The following is a 15,417-nucleotide window of genomic DNA, read 5'->3' on the forward strand; positions in this document are numbered from 1 at the left end:
TCGGTTATCGCTTCATGGGTGTTGGTGAGGCTCGGTTGCCTGTTGTTCCGGAGGTTGATCCTGATGCTGTTGAGGTGGGTGGGGTTCGATTGGAGCCGAGGATGCGGAGGGTGCTGTTCGGCAACACGGAGCATTTCTTGACAATTACATCATTCAATATAATGAGCGCATTAATGAAGCGGCCGGGCCGAACCGTTTCGTCTACGGAGCTGCTGCGGCAGGTTGTGTCTGATACGGATGTCGCAATCGCCTTGGTGCATGCTCATGTATTTCGGTTGAGGAGGAAATTTGGTGAAGCATATTCCGACTGTCTTTCGGCTGTTCCAGGTGGCTATCGATTTATAGGCATCGCCGAAGAGCGTGTGTCGATAGCTGAAGATCCTCACCCAACGGCGCTTGTCGAAGCCGTCGATGAGGCATCGAATTCCACCCTTCTATCAGTAGGTGGCATTGAGCTTGATACGAAGGTTCGCCATGCTTTGGTGGGCGGTCGGCATATCCGCCTAGGGAAGGTGGAAGCCCATGTTCTGCAGGTTCTGATTGAGCGAGCAGGAGAAGTTGTACCATACTCGGAGATCGGGAGGGAGGTAAGCGGCGAGGGTCAATTGAACCCGCGCACGGTACCCGGCGCAGTAGTTGAGTTAAGGCGCAAGCTTGGTGATGCCGGCATTGATTGCATTACGACGGTGCCAGAAATCGGATATCGATTTATTGGAGTCGAAGGAAATCGCGTGCTGCCTTCGTCAAGATCTGGCCGGTACGGAAAGTTGAATATGGCAGAATCAGGCGGAACCGGCACCTTTGGCATTGATATCGGTGGAATCCGTCTTGAGGCGGCGGCGCGGCAAGTGTTGATCGGTGAAAGGGAGTATTTCGTACCGGAAAGGCAATTCAAAGCACTCAGAGTATTGATGGAGAACGCAGGAAAAGTCGTTTCATATGCAGAAATTGGAAAGACAATTTGGGGGAAGGCTGAGGCTGGCCAGAAGTCGATCAGGGCACTTATGCGCGAAATAAAGATCAAATTTGGCGATTCGGATGACAAATGGTTGACTATAGTGCCAGATATCGGGTTTCGATTTATGGGCATTGGAGATGACCGCCTTCCGGTTGTGCCTGATTTTGATACTGATGCAATCGAGGTTGGCGGAGTTCGGTTGGAAATTGCGCCACGGCGGGTACTGATCGGCAATTCTGAGTACTTCCTGGCTGCGAAGCAGTTCGATATTCTTAAGTATTTGATGGATAGAGCGGGAGAGGTAGTTTCCCCTCGTGAACTCCGGCAGTCGATCTGGGAGGACAACGAATTAAGTCCGCAAGTCGAGAAGTCGGCAGTGATTCTGTTGAGACGTAGGCTCGGACCACATGCAAGGTGTCTTGAGCATATACCGAACCGCGGCTACCGTTTCGTCGGTTTCGGACCTATTCCCTGAACACGATATTTCGGTTTTTTCTACGTGGAGCGACCAGCTCGGTGCCTCCGCGCTGTGCTTCTGGGCGACCTAGTGCGGCGAGGCCGAGACTTTCGGTCCCGTCCGGACGCGCGGTATGAGCTCGCTGCCGAGACTGCGGGTATCACCATTGATGTTCCCCATGTTCAGTACTACCGCTCTCTGCCCGGTGCATTCGCCGACGGGATGATCGACTTGAGCGCGGTGCTCAAGTGGTTCGACTATTGGATCGAAGATCTCGCAAAATGATTGAGCTCTATGCAGAATTGCTGAATATCGTATTGTCCGATGCCGGTATCGAATTGACCCTCAATCACTCCGCTCGCTGCCCTCGCGGGTCCCATGCGCGATGCAGTGGCAGAACAGACCGTCCTCGGCATGGATGCGCTGTCCACGATATTGATCGATTCGGGATCCGAGGCGGCACCGACTGCTAGCGTGCACTCTCCGGAAACTGCCTCAAGCTACATGGTTAATCAGTTGCAATCTACCTGCGGAACTCACAGTTCCACAACGGATCCGGTGGTGCAGATCGAAACTTCGGTGAGTGGCGAATTCTGAAAAAGCCACATCAGCTTCTCACCACTCTGACCGAAGCCGGGCAAAGGTTTCGAACACCCGCCTTAACTTGGCATCTACCCGATGGAACGGGCTACTCGCTGTCGATCATTCGGCCACTGCCGCAATCTTCGGTATCATGATGCTGGCCATCACGCCACCGATCTGCTGGGAAACCGGATAGACCTTCGCGCTCACATCGAAGAGATCTACCGCACACCTACAGGTAAAGCTGGGGTGTACTGAGTCATTGCGGCAGTGAGGCGTAACAGGTGCCGCGATCCGCTATCTCCAGCACGGAGGCGGGCGGACGGAAGCGGGCGCCGTGTGCCGCTGCGATTTGATGGGCTCGTGCGACGAATCCACGTGGTCCATCGCGGTAGCCGTCGATGTATTGCAGTACGCCGCGTGTCCACCGCGGATATCCGATTCCGAGCAGGGATCCGACATTCGCGTCGGCAACCGACTCTATGACTCGCTCTTCGAGGCAACGTGCCGCCTCGATTGCCTCGATGAACAACAGCCGTTCGATGGGATCGATAAACGGAGAATCCGACGGAAACCGGAAAGGCGTCAGGTAACCCGGGCCAAAGTCCGATTCGGTTCCGTTCGTGGTAGTCGTAGAAGCTGGCGCCAGCCTGCCGTCCTGGACGTTGGTAGTCGTCGAGCATACGGGTGATGACGGATTCCGCGGTGCCGGGGTCTTGATGTGCTGATCGCGCAAGCGCCCGACCGTGTAGGTGTTCGCTGGTGTGACGGCCCTTTATCTCCTCGACCAATGGCATCCTTGCGACCGGACTGAAAAATGCATCCCAATGAACTCGGAAGGGTTGCTGCGATGCTCAGCGAGTCGAGTGATCGGCAGAGTGGAAGTGTTGGAAGCGCGTAAGCACTCGATGTGCCGTGTGGACTCCGGTTCACCGGACAGACTCCGCCTCAGCGACTGGCAGACGACATTCACCGAGCATGGGTGTCATTTATCAGCGACGGCGACCCCAATCATCCTGGCATCCCGACCTGGCCACGATATGAAAGTGCAAAACGCGCCGGGCTCGAATTCGATGACCGGAGTCATCGGCGGTTGCACAACCCGTCGCCGGAGGAACTGGGCGTCTAGATCGAACCGCCGTCAACGGTGACCGAAGGAGCGTGATTTGTCCGACGCTGCGGTGTTGCGACCGCCGGGGGACTTGCGGACCGAGCATGCGGTGACCTCTCCGGAACGTCCGGCCGTCACCTGCGGCGCCCGACTATTACCTATGCACAGCTCGAGTCACGAGCGAACAGGTTGGCTTGTGCTTACGCGAATCTCGGTGTCCGACAAGGCGATTTCGTCAGTATCTGCCTGCCTAACGGCATCGAGTTCGTCGAGAGGTGTTATGCGATATGGAAATTGAGGGCCGCGCCAGAGCCGGTTTCCTTCCGGCTGCCCGCACCTGAACTACGCGGTGTGCTGGACCTTGCCGCACCCGCACTTGTCGTCGGTCTCTCCAGTGCGGGTAAGGGGAACGGGACTAGCGTTCCACCGGGTTACCAACCGGACCCGACATTGGCTGACACGTCCCGGATCTCCCCGGCGTGGAAACAACGACCTCCGGCAGAAGCACCGGGCAACCGAAACTGATCGTGCCCGCTCGATCGGCAGCGTTGGATCTGAACATCCTGTCGATGCCGTTCGGACTCCGACGTGGACAGGTCCAATTAGTGCCCGGCCTGTTGTACCACAATGGACCTCTTGTCGCCGGGCTGGGTGGGACAATTCTGGGACAGCACGCCGTCACCCTGCCCAATTCGACGCGGAAGTCGCGTTGTCCATGATCAGTCGGCGTCGGGTCACCTACCTGAATCTGGTACCGACCATGATGCTGCGGATGTTGCGTGTTCTCGAGCAGAGGCCAGATGTTCGATCTCTCTGCGGTCGAAGCCATGTGGCATTCAGCGGCACCGTGTCCGCAGTGGCTGAAGGGACGTTGGATCGATCTCCTCGGACCCGACCGGGTCTTCGAGAGCAACGGCGGCACGGAAGGACAGACTGTCACCGTCATCACAGGTGCCGAGTGGATGCCGCACAAAGGTTCGGTCGGCCGTCCGGTAGTAGGTGAAATCCAGATCCTCGACTGTGAAGGCAGGCTGGTAGCGCCCGGGAAGGTCGGCGAGATCTTTCTACGCAGATCCGCGGACTCCCCGCCGGCGTATCACTACATCGGCGCTGTTACCCACACTCGTGCGGGCGGCTGGGACTCGTTGGGCGATTTGGGATGGTTCGACGAGGACGGCTATCTCTATCTCACCGACCGTCGATCCGACATGATCCTCGTCGGCGGAGCCAATGTGTAGCCCTCGGAAATTGAAGCCGCGTTCATGGCTTATCTAGGCGTGTTGTTGTGCGCCGTGGTCGGACTGTCGGACGACGATCTGGGCCGGCGCCCGCACACTGTTGTCCAGGTCGACGACACGCTCGGTGCGACCGTTCCGCTTCGAAGCTCTTTAGGCGTTCATCGCCGCATGACTTGTCCGCTACAAGGCGCCGCGGCCTAGCAGATTCGTCGACACGCCGATTCGAGACGACGCGGAAAGGTGCGCCGGAGTGCCGTCCGCACGGCGGAAATCGCCCAGCTCACGTCAGTCCCCGAGGAGCACGTCTGATGCGGTGCGATAGAGGCAGCCGCGGCGTGGAAAGTGTGCAGCCAAGGCGGCATCCCTTGCGCTCAGTATCGTTCGACGACAGGAGGGGTCAACGTCGAGGCGCCCAATGGACCGATCGTCTCCTCGAACGCACTTTGCCAGGAACCATCGGCGACCATCTCCTCGATCGCATCATTGATTCTGGCTCGAATCTCGCGGTCGCCCTTTTTCACTCCGATGCCGTACTTCTCGACCGTGAATGTGTCACCGACCACGGCCAATTCGCCGGGGGCAAGGCCGGCGAACCCGGCGAGGATGATGTCATCCGTGGTCACCGCGTCGACGACATCCCTGCGTAACGCATCGACGCACTGCGAATAGGTAGGGAATTCCAACAGCCGAACGTCTTTCGCGTAGTTCTCCTTGACGTACTTCGCTGACGTCGATCCTTCGGCCGAACAAAGCCTTTTGCCGCCTGCCAGTGCGTCGATACTGCTGATGGCAGTATTGTCCGCCTTCACCAGCAGTGCTTGACCAGCCACATAATACGGGCCCGCGAAGTCGACTTTATCCTTGCGATCGGACGTGATCGAGTATGTAGCGACGACGAAGTCCACGGTCCCATCCGTGATCAGCGCCTCGCGCTGAGCGGACGGCGCCTCCTTGAAGGTAATTTTGTCCGGTGGTACCCCGAGCTTCCCGGCCACGTATTTCGCGACCTCGACGTCGAAGCCTCGGTACGAACCGTCGCTCTCACGGACACTAAGGCCGGGCTGATCGAACTTGATGCCGATGGTCAGCCTGCCTTCGCGAGCGTGATCAACAGGCGTGGTGGGTTCATCATGGCCGCACGCCGCGATGGCGACAGCGACGACAACTCCCACACCGAGCCGAACTGCACGATAAATCCTCATCGAACCGCTTCCTTCGCACGATTAAGCCCTACCAGGTCCAAGGCCAACCGTCATCCTCGCGGTGCCGTCCGAACTTGCATACGCAGATGTCCCCACTCCTGGGGAGAGCCGCCGAGGAGTATGCTGGACGCCATCCTATTGGCGGGTTGCAAATAGTGTGCATCCTCACGCGTAGTGCAGTGCCGCGTATGCTGCCGCGAGGCACGGGCAATTCTCTGGGGTGCAATATGTATGCCGCTCGTCGTATAAGATGTCTTCCGCTTCTTCTGGAGTTAATGGCTGTTCGGGCGGTGAATGCCAATAAGGTGTCCATATGACGTTATCGTTCAGTCGGCTGGGAGGTTCGCTATCTGCTGATGAACCGCTTGTTACAGGCCTATCGTTTTCGTAGTACCCCGCAGGATTTCGGATAATTATCGCAGATACAACACCTAGAAGGACGAGGGCTGAAGTCACACCCACGGCGACGTATATCGAGACCGAGATCACGATCGGAGGGTAACTTGCTAGCCCCGGAGTCCTCGAGGGCGGGAATTCGCGCACACGCTGCGGCCGGAGCTGCTGAGGCCCTTGTCGTGGCCGGTGAATACAACGAAGGTCGAGTGCAAGCGCGGCGACGATCACACGCTGCGCATCGAATCGAGTTGGCGAGCCGGGCCGTCCTGACGGCGGATACGCCGGAGCACTGCGATGATTCGACGTGCGAGGCTCAGATTATCGTCCCAACAGTGGGAAGTTCGGCAGCTACATGACTAGGAACTGTGCTCTACTGGACATCCACATCCGACACCTCCAATGCTTGGCGCCGATCGTCACAGTTTGTAGGCGTGGTATGGCTCCTATTCCCGAAATTGGTTTGGTCCTCGGGCGCCTTCTGAAGGCTACTGACGATGCCGCACATGTGATCGCGCAAGAACATATGCGTGGCGCGGGCTTCAGGCTGGCCGAAGTGAGTGACGACTTCCTGGAGCGAGACCGAATAAACGGCGGGACGACGAAATGGGACGCGTCGGAGCCGTGGGGTCGATCATCGGAAGCTCCGCCGCCTATACGCGGTGTGCCGATTCGCGGTCTCGACCGCAATGGCAGGGAGATCGCATTCTGGTCGGGAGATGTTCGAACGGCTGCACTCCATCATGGAATGGGTGATCTAGCTGGCATTTCATACGCACCGACGCGAGGCGCGGCGGCTTTCCTGAGTCGATCTCGGTGGCGTGACAAGCTCGATTTCCATGGCACCTTTTCCCGCCGTCGCAATTTAGTAGAAGATGAATTCGGCGTTGCATCCGCTTGGCCATCGGATCGGGCGATACTCGTGCATGCTGTTGCTGATCCGGAGAACCAGGTATTCCATATCAACGTTGACGCGCCTGCTTTCGACGTGTTCGAGCACGACTACGACAGTGGCACGCTTATGACTGTTCTGCCGGAAGCCTTCGCCGAGCTGGTGGTCAACGATCCTGTTGTTCGCCGGCTGGCGAATATCGAGCCAAGGCTTCCTATGGTCGTGCTTGCGGGCGACTTGAGAACCGAGAGCAGTACGATTGGAACCCGTTTTGCTGAAGCTCTGCAAGGAACGGAAGGTTTCGAGCACGACGTGTATTTAAGCCGTGGTGAGCAGATCATCTGGGAACCCGCCTTCAGGGCGCAGCAATCTTGCAGTCGAAGGGACTAGTTCCCCGGCCGACGAGGGTGTGTCCATGTGGGAGTTATACCCAGCACGCGAATCCAACGATGCCTGATCGCAGACACGACCTTGGCAATGATAACGATGGCAATGTTCCGAACGCGGATGCCCGGCAGCTGAAGTGGCCAGCACAGCGAATCGCTGTGCAGCTACTCTCGGTGATGGGAGCACCAAGGCTTCGACGCGTTGCGATTCTGCTATTAGAAGATTTCGGCAATTGGCCGTAAGTGCGAATTGCAAGACCGCCTATCCACGAATCCTGGTGTCACTCGGGGTCGATCTAGGGCAGGTGTATCCATGAATCTCGACGTCACCCCGATCGGCGTGTCCGGTCGTCGGGTGTGTCAGCACGGTGGCGGGTGAAGGTCTTCTGCGGGATCCTGATGTTCTGAACAACGGCAGTGAATCGGTTCAAATCGGCTCGCAGGTCGGTAAGCATGTAGCTGTCCGTGCCGACGACAGCGTGGAGGGACTGCACGGCAACAAGGTCGCTGTCGGTTAGCCAGTTGAACCTGGTGGGCCCTCTGAATCGGCAAACGTTGGTGGACAACGCATCAGGAACATTCTTTCCGCGACCGATGCGCCGGCATGCCGTCCCTTCCCATCACATGGAACAGCTACATGTGTATCGGTCTCAGGCTCAAACACAGCGCAACGAAGACCAATGCGGAGACTGTGTGTCCAACGATGTTCCGGAGTGGCAATCCATCGTCAACTCGCCATCGGAAGGACTCCTCAATGCTGCGGACCGGCTCACGGGGAGCGGGATCGTCGGGGTCTCGGCGGCATACTCCACCACATTCGGCACGGTCGCCGGCGACTTCGTCGTCACCGCGAATGGCTACGCGACCGGCACGATCAAAGACAACTACGGCTGGGACCAAGCGGAATTTTTTGCGTCGCCGACCACGTGCGCGGCGATGTCGACTGGTGGGCGCGACGGGCGCCCGTCAGATCAGTCAGCTCGCAGACAGGTGGATTCGCCTCGACCGGGACATCGACTGGACGAACCCGGACCAAGGCGGCGCGTTCGCGGTCGACATCGTCGACACACTCAGTCCATGGCCTCGCCGATGCCATTCGGGCTATCGCGCCCCTGGCTTCCGTCGATACGTCAGAGATATCCGACGACTACGACATCTTCGGCCAGATAACCGTCATGGCGGGCAAATGGCCCGTCGCGCTGAACGGGAACGCACCGCACGACATAACGGGTATCTGGATGCCACTCGTCGGCGGCACCGTCGACCGATCCGCGGTCCAAGACCTCGCCTCCGACCCGCAATCCGACGATGACGACGTACCCCCTGTGGGACGAAGATGGTAGGCCAACGGGAATCAATGTCTCGATAACCACCCGGTCCGGCCACGCTGGGGCGCTTCAGATCCGAGCCGACCGCGTGCTCGCGGACGACGACCGACTCGCTACCGGGACCCCCGCCCAAGTCGGTCTCACCGAACACGCGAGCCGCGTCGGCGGCCTCCTCCTGGAAACAGCAACAGCACTCGACGACCCCGACAATCCAGGGCAGGCGCTCAATCACATACTTGCCGGCCTCACGGATCTGGAACCGGTAATCGTGACAAAACCACCGGATGTCATTATCGGAGTTGATGTTTCACCGATTCTCACGCCTGCCATTGTTCTGATCAATATACTCACCGCCCGCGTCGCCAACCCCGAAAATTCGTCTCGCGACACGGTGATCTCGACCCTCCGCGATCAACTCGATGCCGCCGCCCGACACGCACCTCCGTCCAACGGCTGAGCCGCGGGGGGGGTAACGGGGTAAACGCCGCTCGCGCGATGACCTCGCGCCCATACAGCTTCCGGTGTGGTCATGGGGCTCGCCTTCGGAGTGTGGGGGCGGACTCGGGGCGTCGGAGGCGGTCTCGTAATTCGCGAACGAGATACCGGTGGGGTCTATTGAGAGATTCTACGCGGGCCCTGCTTCGCGAAAAGCCGCGTCTGACGAAGCGGCACTATTCTGGCAGTTCATTACAGCACCTCTCGACTCGGAGCGGGAGCAGCAGGTAAGAAATCAGATATTTCTTCGCTTTACCTGGCTTATCAAGATGGCAGCGCGCCGTTACAAGGTTGTTCGCGGGGCTACCGAAGAGCTTTCTCAGCGTTCCAATATATCAATGCTCGCAACAATCGAAAGACACACGCCGTCGACCGCGTTCATCCCCCGTGTGTGGGCGAACTTCCGAGGCGTGGCCTATAGATATCTGCTTGAATGCAAATATCCGAATCTCGATCCCGCAACAAGAGAGTCGATCGGTAAGATCGAGCTGCACATGCGCGGCCTCGCCGAAACCGGAACATCTTTGGATGCAGCGAACAATGCAAGTGCCGTCGGTCTCACGCCAAAACAGGTAATCGAAGCCCAACAACTGATTGCGCAGGGAGCGGTGGACTTGGACGCTCCGATAGCTGAGCAGTCCAATCGTCCTTCCAGGCTGGGTTCGCACGACGTGGCGGAAAGCGGATCGCGGCCGACCGAGGATACGGACCTACTGGTGACCGTCGGGGCGATGTTAGCTGGCCTGCCGGAAGCAAGCACTGCGACAAACCTCGTTGTGCTTTGTCATACCGAAGGGCTATCGATCGATGAGGCCGCTACCAATGTGCGGATCCAACCGGGTAAGGCCAAGCAGTTGCTGAGTCGAGCGAGCGATATGCTTCGAAGCCCGCTGGCCGGCGCCCAGGAGCCTTTCATTGCCACAGAATCTGCGGAAACCGCTAACGGCGACGACGATAGTTCCATGTCTCACACTTACCCGTGACCCGGTTGATCTCTGATCAAACTGGCATCCGGCACGGATTGTCCTGGCAATACCCGAGCGGTCGATCAACGCCCAACGGATTAACGAACTGGTCGAGGCCACTGACGAGAACGGTGCCGACGGCTGGGCATCCGGGCGCAAGTTTTCGTTCAAATTGGGGCGTTCAGTGCTTCCCATGAGCGGGAGGCTCGACACTCCTTCCGCCCCATAGGGTAGCCCCGTTGTGTGTTGCGCATAGCGGACTCGGCAGAGCCGGAGGAATGGCATGGAGATCAAGAAGGTTGCGATGGCGGTGACGTTTGCTCTCGCGGCAACGGGTGCGTCGGGGGGAGCCGCGCATGCCATGCCCGCGCCAGTCGGCGTGCATCCGAGTACGGTCAGGGGCTCGGAGCACGACATGACCCTTGAGGCGTCGGCGGCGGCCGATGGAAAGAGCTTGTCGGCTGACCTGTTCGGTGGCACGTTCGTACTGACCGATAACGCTGTCCGTGTCACCGATCATGCGGGCGCCGTCGTCGCTGACTTGCCTTTGATCATCGAATTGGACCAAGGCACCATCGAACTTCGTCCACGGCTGGACGCCACCGGCGCCCACCTCACCGCCGAGCCGATCGGTCACTGGCGACAGACTTCCCCGAAGGACCGCAGTATTCAGAACGGACTCGCTATCGGTGCGTTCACTGGCGCGCTGACCGGCAGCGTCATCGGGCTCGCGATCGGTATCGCGGGTGCGGGTGTGCTTGCCCTGCTTACGCTCCCGCTCGGCCTCCTCGGTGGAGCATTGCTCGGCGGGGCGATCGGTGCCGGGATCGGCGCTACCGTGCCGAATTCGGATACCCCTGACCAGTGGGACTACATCCCCGACCCGAATCCCGATGACCCGCAACCAGACCCATCTCCCAGATATGACCCGTGGAAAGACTGCTCCAGCGTCAACCACTCTTTCGATTGCCGCTAGGTATCAGGCTGGTATCGGGTGTCAGGTCAAGCCGGGCCTGAACGCAACGCGACCGACGTCGGTCGGCCTGTGCGGCTGTTGGTTGTTGCTGGGCTGATCAGCCAGAAAATCCGTAATGCGCTTCCAAATTTCTTCGTGCGGTGCACCGTGCTCGGTCAAATCACCCAGGTCACGCACCTTGTCGATGACGATTCCGATGCGAGTCGCCGCGACCGGGTCTGGCCACCAATGTTCACGGCCTACGCCGAGCACCGCGACCAGCAAGTCACCGGGATATAAATCGCCTTCGGCAAGCGGATTGCCTCGCAGCTGTTGCAACGCGCGTGACAAGAGGACATCCACGCCTTCGTTCTGCTGTAGAAGGCATCGAACACCTTCCTCCGTCAGACCTCCGATCGGTTTGCGCCGCAGCTCATGCACTCTGCGCATCAGATCGGTTGCATCTGCGGGCATCGCGGGCCATGCGTCGTCTTTGAGCTGCTCCAACGACAGATCCTCGCCGGCATCCGCGCATACTGTCCATCGGCCGGCTTCATGCCGGAAGAATAGAGTGGTGACATTGTGGGGTGAATGAGTGAGCTGCGCGAAGGCAATATCTCCAAAGACGTGGACGTCCGAAACTCCGAGGGCCAGCGCACCGATCGGCTCAACAATCGGTAGGTCAAAGTCCGGATCAGACAAACTGTCCACGAACTGCTCGGCTTCCGCGGCGCACATCAATGCAGCCATCTCGCGAGGGATCCCTCGCTCCACCGACGCCCGGAACTGCTTGATCAGCTCTAAAATCAGCGACTCATCATCGACCGAAGACTCCATTCTGGCATCCTGCCTTACCGATGTCAGCGTGCCTTGTCCGCTATGGGAAGACATAGTGGCTGAGGTGACCGCCGGCGATGTTGCCGAAGCTGTTGTCCAGCCCCGAGCACACGGTGCGGGCATGCTGTCGTGCAGGCATGAGCTGTTGGTGTACCAGCCGTCCTGATCCCAATGCCCGGCCATTCGTTGAAGATGTAGATATGATGGCGGAGGCGGGGTCGCTGACAATCGCAGCGAGCCTGCAATCGTTGTGACCGCGAGTCCGATGTCGACATTGATAGATGTCTAGCTGTACTGACCTGAGAGGTTGGTGACGCGGCTGGCTGGTGGGTGGCCTGCGAGTGCGGTGTGGCCGCGGTGGTGATTGTAGGTGTGGAGCCAGGTGGTGAAGGCTGTGCATCGTTCGGTGTCGCTGCGGTAGAGCTGTGCGTAGGCCCATTCCTCGGCCAGGGTGCGGTGGAATCTTTCGACTTTGCCGTTGGTTTGAGGCCGGTAGGGTCTGGTGCGTTTGTGCACGACCGAGCCGAGCGCCTGGGCGAAGGTGCGTGAGCGATAGCAGGATCCATTGTCGATCAACACTTTTCGGGTGTTTTGCCGTTGGTTGCGAACCATGCCTGAGCGCGGGTCCAGGATGCGGCCGCGGTGTCTTGGCGTTCATCGGCCAGGATTTCGCTGTAGGCCAGCCGGGAATGATCGTCGAGGGCGGTGTGCAGGTAGTGGTAGCCGCGCACGGGATTGCGCTGATCACGCCACTGGTTTTGTCGGCTTGGAAGTTCTTTCGGCCTTGCTGGCGACCGAGTTTGCGCCAGCTGCCACCGTCGGGGATCTTCCCGAGTTTCTTGACATCGAGGTGGATCAGATCACCGGGGTGCTCGTGTTCGTAGCGGCGGATCGGTGCGCCGCTCGCTCGGTCGAGCCACCGCAACCTAGTAAGCCGGTAACGCGAGAAGACCCGATGCACGGTAGAAGGATTCAACCCGAGCAGGTAGGCGATGCGCGCCGGGCCCCACCGGCGCAGGACCCGGACTTTGATGATGCGGCGTTCGGTGCGGGTCGGGGTCCGGGCCGGGCTGTGGTGGGGCCGGGAGGACCGGTCGGCCATCGCGGCCGCGCCCTGGTCTCGGTAGCGGTCGGCCTATCTTTTGGCGGTGCTGTGGCAGACCTGGAGTCTTTCCGCGGCCCGTCGCAGCGGCCAGCCGTTATCGACGACACAACGAGCAAGACGTAACCGGCCCAACTCCGAGAGCGGGGCATTACGGTGAGACACGAAGACCTCCGGCAGGTGAATGAGTTCCTAGACAGCTCTCACTTCACTCGGAGGTCTTCGCTATGTCAGCTCACCACGCCGTCACCAACGTCCATGGTCAGTACATCAAGCTCAGCAGGGTTGGGCGCGGCTGTCATCGGCCAGTGCGGCCAGCACCGCGGCGAAGGTGTGATGGTCTGCGAGCATCCCACTGTGATTCGCGATATCGGTCGGGCAGCCGTCTTGCAGCCAGATGTTGCGGTTGTCGCCGGTGGGTGCGGCGAGCAACGCGGTCTCCTGCGGGGTGATGATTTCGTCGGCGCGGGAGGCGAGCGCCGTGTACCGGACACCGGGCACGGTCTCGCCTCCCGCGTTCAGCCGGTTCAGCAGCGGTGACCCAACCACCTGCTGCTGTCCCGGAGTTCCGAAGACCTGGGCCGCGATCTGCGCGTTCTCCAGGCCGAGCGAGGCCAGATCCGGATAGTTCGTCCGGAGTCCGGCCCAGGTCGATCCGCGATACGGGGTACCGAGGGTGATCACCTGCGTGACCGCGTCCGCGCCCTGGGCGCGCAGGTACTGCCGGATCACCGTGCCGCCGGTGGAGTGACCGACCAGTGCCACCTGCCGCGCGCCGGTGGCGTTGCGCACCGCCTGCACGACCTCGGTCAACTCGGCGGCCATGCGATCGATGTCGGCGACGCCGTAGATGGTGCGACCGAGCATCGCGGCGCCGACCGGACCGACACCTGTTGTGCTGGATCCGGATTGGCCACTGACCAGATCGCGGAAGCTGGGTGCCTCGCCGATATTCGCCGCGTAAACGCAATATCCCTCGGCTTCCAGCCTCTGCGCGAGCAGCGAGAAGCTGCGAACCGCGTCGGTGCCGGAGCCGTGAACGAGCACCACCGGATGCGGTCGCCCCTGGGATGGCTTGCACGCTGTGTCGTTCGCGGCACGCATCGGTGGAAGATTCGGTGTAGCCGCCGCTATCGGCATGTTCAGTGCGACTGCACAGCCAGTGGCCATGACGAGACCAGTGATGCGCGCAGCCCGATGCAGCCCGGCGATTCGCCCGGGCTTTTTCCAAAACCACATTTAAATTCCCAATGGAGTGGCCAGCGTTGGCCAAGATTTCTTGAATGCTTCTTCCCAATAGCCCCACGAATGAGTGCCGTCCGGGTGAATGTCGTACGTAGCTGGAATGCCCAGGCTGTTCAGTCTGTTTTGCATATTGCGCGAGCAATAATTGGTGGCTGCTTCAATGGCGCCGCCTTTGATGAGCTGCGCCGCAAAGCCATCGACACCAGGCAAGGAATACTTACCGTCCAGCTCGTCATATCTCCCAGGAATTCCGCCACCACTGGAGATGTAGATAGATTTCCCGCGTAGCCCCTCTGCCTGAATGTAGGGATCATTGGCGACCCAGCGCGGATCGCCGGGCGGTCCGTACATGTTTGCCATGGTCGCCAAGCCCCATGTTTCGACAGTAAGATGCAGGAACTCTTGGCCGATCGGATCACTGATTTGTGCGCATCCGCTGTATGCGGCAACGCTGGAGTACAGATTGCCGGTGGTCGCGGCAAGCGCAAGTGTAGTAGTACCAGCCATGGAGAAACCCGCGAGTGCGTTGCGACCGTTACTCGCTAGGTATTCATTGACGATCGGCGGGAGTTCCTGGGTCAGAAAGGTTTTCCACTTCTGCCGCCCGAGTCGCTCGTCGTCGGCGACCCAGTCCGCGTAGTAGCTGAACTGTCCGCCGATTGGCGATACAACGTGCACGTTTTTCGGCGAAAGGTACTCCATTACATCGGTTTCGGTCGCCCACGTCACACCGTCCTCGCCACCGCCCGCCCCCTGTAGTAGATACAGGACAGGGCGCGGCGTGCTGGTATCGAGTGCACGCTGTGTCTCGACCTGGATATCACGAGACATCGCCACAGAATGAATTGTCAGCGTCGCTTTGCGCGTATCGATCTGCCGCACCGCGACAATTGAAGATTTCGTTGGCTCGGGATGCGCGTGCGCTGGCATCACCAGTGAAGTTGCCGTACCGACCGTGACAGTGAGCATGTACAGACAACGGCCGCGTCTAACCTTCATCGTCTCCCTTAGTTCCCCGTCGCAAAGTCGTCCGCCCGCAAGGTTAGGACAACGGCTTGGCGCGGTCGTTCCCATAATTGGGGAGGCTGAGGCTTTGAATTCTGGGCGGCGGCAAAATACCTGCGTGGAGCTATGTATCCTGACCCTCTGCAGGCGTATCGGCTATGAACTGTCGCTCTTCATGTGGCCAGACGCTAAAGTCGAGCTGAGGGCTCCGCTTGCATTGTCTTCTCGCGCGCGGGCGGACTTCATCGCTGTCGCCACGGAGCATC

At 59.6% G+C, this 15,417-nt stretch carries 13 protein-coding genes and 1 pseudogene; 7 read left to right on the forward strand and 7 right to left on the reverse strand.

All coding sequences use genetic code 11. The features are described from left to right. Nucleotides 1–1,433 (forward strand): winged helix-turn-helix domain-containing protein (locus tag ACFQ9K_RS02600; RefSeq protein ID WP_378982720.1); only part of this gene is annotated, 1,433 nt, incomplete at its 5' end. Nucleotides 1,434–2,256: 823 nt separating this feature from the next. On the opposite strand, the gene ACFQ9K_RS02605 is transcribed toward ACFQ9K_RS02600, so the two are convergent. Next, the gene (locus tag ACFQ9K_RS02605) at nt 2,257–2,733 is read right to left on the reverse strand and encodes a hypothetical protein (RefSeq protein ID WP_378713455.1); all 477 of its coding nucleotides are present in this window, start codon (nt 2,731–2,733) and stop codon (nt 2,257–2,259) included. A 39-nt stretch (nt 2,734–2,772) separates the two neighbouring features. Continuing rightward, complete coding sequence (locus ACFQ9K_RS02610; protein ID WP_378713457.1) at nt 2,773–2,970, reverse strand: 3-hydroxyacyl-CoA dehydrogenase NAD-binding domain-containing protein; 198 nt, start codon at nt 2,968–2,970, stop codon at nt 2,773–2,775. A gap of 291 nt (nt 2,971–3,261) precedes the next feature. Here ACFQ9K_RS02610 and ACFQ9K_RS02615 point away from each other — a divergent pair, with 291 nt between their 5' ends. Both ACFQ9K_RS02615 and ACFQ9K_RS02620 read left to right on the forward strand, forming a co-directional pair. Beyond that, on the forward strand, nt 3,262–3,633 hold the full coding sequence (locus tag ACFQ9K_RS02615) for an AMP-binding protein (RefSeq protein ID WP_378713604.1): 372 nt from the start codon (nt 3,262–3,264) through the stop codon (nt 3,631–3,633). 275 nt (nt 3,634–3,908) lie between these two features. Further along, nucleotides 3,909–4,346: an AMP-binding protein gene (locus ACFQ9K_RS02620; RefSeq protein WP_378713458.1), complete on the forward strand. Its 438-nt coding sequence runs from the start codon at nt 3,909–3,911 to the stop codon at nt 4,344–4,346. A gap of 371 nt (nt 4,347–4,717) precedes the next feature. Here the strand turns inward: ACFQ9K_RS02620 and ACFQ9K_RS02625 are convergent, their stop codons facing one another. Beyond that, complete coding sequence (locus tag ACFQ9K_RS02625; protein ID WP_378713460.1) at nt 4,718–5,548, reverse strand: glutamate ABC transporter substrate-binding protein; 831 nt, start codon at nt 5,546–5,548, stop codon at nt 4,718–4,720. Nucleotides 5,549–6,380: 832 nt separating this feature from the next. Here ACFQ9K_RS02625 and ACFQ9K_RS02630 point away from each other — a divergent pair. The 4 genes from ACFQ9K_RS02630 (at nt 6,381) to ACFQ9K_RS02645 (ending at nt 10,983) form a co-directional block, all read left to right on the forward strand. Continuing rightward, nucleotides 6,381–7,223 carry a hypothetical protein gene (locus ACFQ9K_RS02630; protein WP_378713461.1) on the forward strand — a complete coding sequence of 281 codons (843 nt, stop codon included), beginning with the start codon at nt 6,381–6,383 and terminating at the stop codon, nt 7,221–7,223. 1,304 nt (nt 7,224–8,527) lie between these two features. Continuing rightward, entirely contained in the window at nt 8,528–9,004 is a 477-nt protein-coding gene (locus ACFQ9K_RS02635; RefSeq protein WP_378713463.1) for a hypothetical protein, read from the forward strand. A gap of 148 nt (nt 9,005–9,152) precedes the next feature. Further along, entirely contained in the window at nt 9,153–10,025 is an 873-nt protein-coding gene (locus ACFQ9K_RS02640; protein ID WP_378713465.1) for a hypothetical protein, read from the forward strand. Nucleotides 10,026–10,290: 265 nt separating this feature from the next. Beyond that, nucleotides 10,291–10,983, forward strand: coding sequence for a hypothetical protein (locus ACFQ9K_RS02645; RefSeq protein ID WP_378713467.1), 693 nt, complete (start codon nt 10,291–10,293; stop codon nt 10,981–10,983). A 21-nt stretch (nt 10,984–11,004) separates the two neighbouring features. Here ACFQ9K_RS02645 and ACFQ9K_RS02650 read toward each other — a convergent pair whose 3' ends face one another. The 4 genes and pseudogenes from ACFQ9K_RS02650 to ACFQ9K_RS02665 form a co-directional block, all read right to left on the reverse strand. Continuing rightward, complete coding sequence (locus ACFQ9K_RS02650; protein ID WP_378713468.1) at nt 11,005–11,799, reverse strand: contact-dependent growth inhibition system immunity protein; 795 nt, start codon at nt 11,797–11,799, stop codon at nt 11,005–11,007. Between the two features lie 285 nt (nt 11,800–12,084). Next, nucleotides 12,085–13,066 (reverse strand): annotated as a pseudogene (locus tag ACFQ9K_RS02655) (IS481 family transposase). Nucleotides 13,067–13,177: 111 nt separating this feature from the next. Further along, nucleotides 13,178–14,005, reverse strand: coding sequence for an esterase/lipase family protein (locus tag ACFQ9K_RS02660; RefSeq protein ID WP_378713470.1), 828 nt, complete (start codon nt 14,003–14,005; stop codon nt 13,178–13,180). A gap of 135 nt (nt 14,006–14,140) precedes the next feature. After that, complete coding sequence (locus ACFQ9K_RS02665; RefSeq protein WP_378713472.1) at nt 14,141–15,115, reverse strand: alpha/beta hydrolase; 975 nt, start codon at nt 15,113–15,115, stop codon at nt 14,141–14,143. Nucleotides 15,116–15,417: the final 302 nt, after the last annotated feature.

It is taken from the genome of Nocardia sp. NPDC056564 (assembly GCF_042793755.1).
Taxonomy (GTDB): domain Bacteria; phylum Actinomycetota; class Actinomycetes; order Mycobacteriales; family Mycobacteriaceae; genus Nocardia.

Excerpts from the sequence above, each read along its gene's own strand:
- ACFQ9K_RS02620 (WP_378713458.1), top strand. The coding sequence starts at position 3,909 with ATGTTCGATCTCTCTGCGGTCGAAGCCATGTGGCATTCAGCGGCACCG.
- ACFQ9K_RS02625 (WP_378713460.1), bottom strand. The coding sequence starts at position 5,548 with ATGAGGATTTATCGTGCAGTTCGGCTCGGTGTGGGAGTTGTCGTCGCT.
- ACFQ9K_RS02630 (WP_378713461.1), top strand. The coding sequence starts at position 6,381 with ATGGCTCCTATTCCCGAAATTGGTTTGGTCCTCGGGCGCCTTCTGAAG.
- ACFQ9K_RS02635 (WP_378713463.1), top strand. The coding sequence starts at position 8,528 with ATGACGACGTACCCCCTGTGGGACGAAGATGGTAGGCCAACGGGAATC.
- ACFQ9K_RS02645 (WP_378713467.1), top strand. The coding sequence starts at position 10,291 with ATGGAGATCAAGAAGGTTGCGATGGCGGTGACGTTTGCTCTCGCGGCA.
- ACFQ9K_RS02650 (WP_378713468.1), bottom strand. The coding sequence starts at position 11,799 with ATGGAGTCTTCGGTCGATGATGAGTCGCTGATTTTAGAGCTGATCAAG.
- ACFQ9K_RS02660 (WP_378713470.1), bottom strand. The coding sequence starts at position 14,005 with ATGCGTGCCGCGAACGACACAGCGTGCAAGCCATCCCAGGGGCGACCG.
- ACFQ9K_RS02665 (WP_378713472.1), bottom strand. The coding sequence starts at position 15,115 with ATGCTCACTGTCACGGTCGGTACGGCAACTTCACTGGTGATGCCAGCG.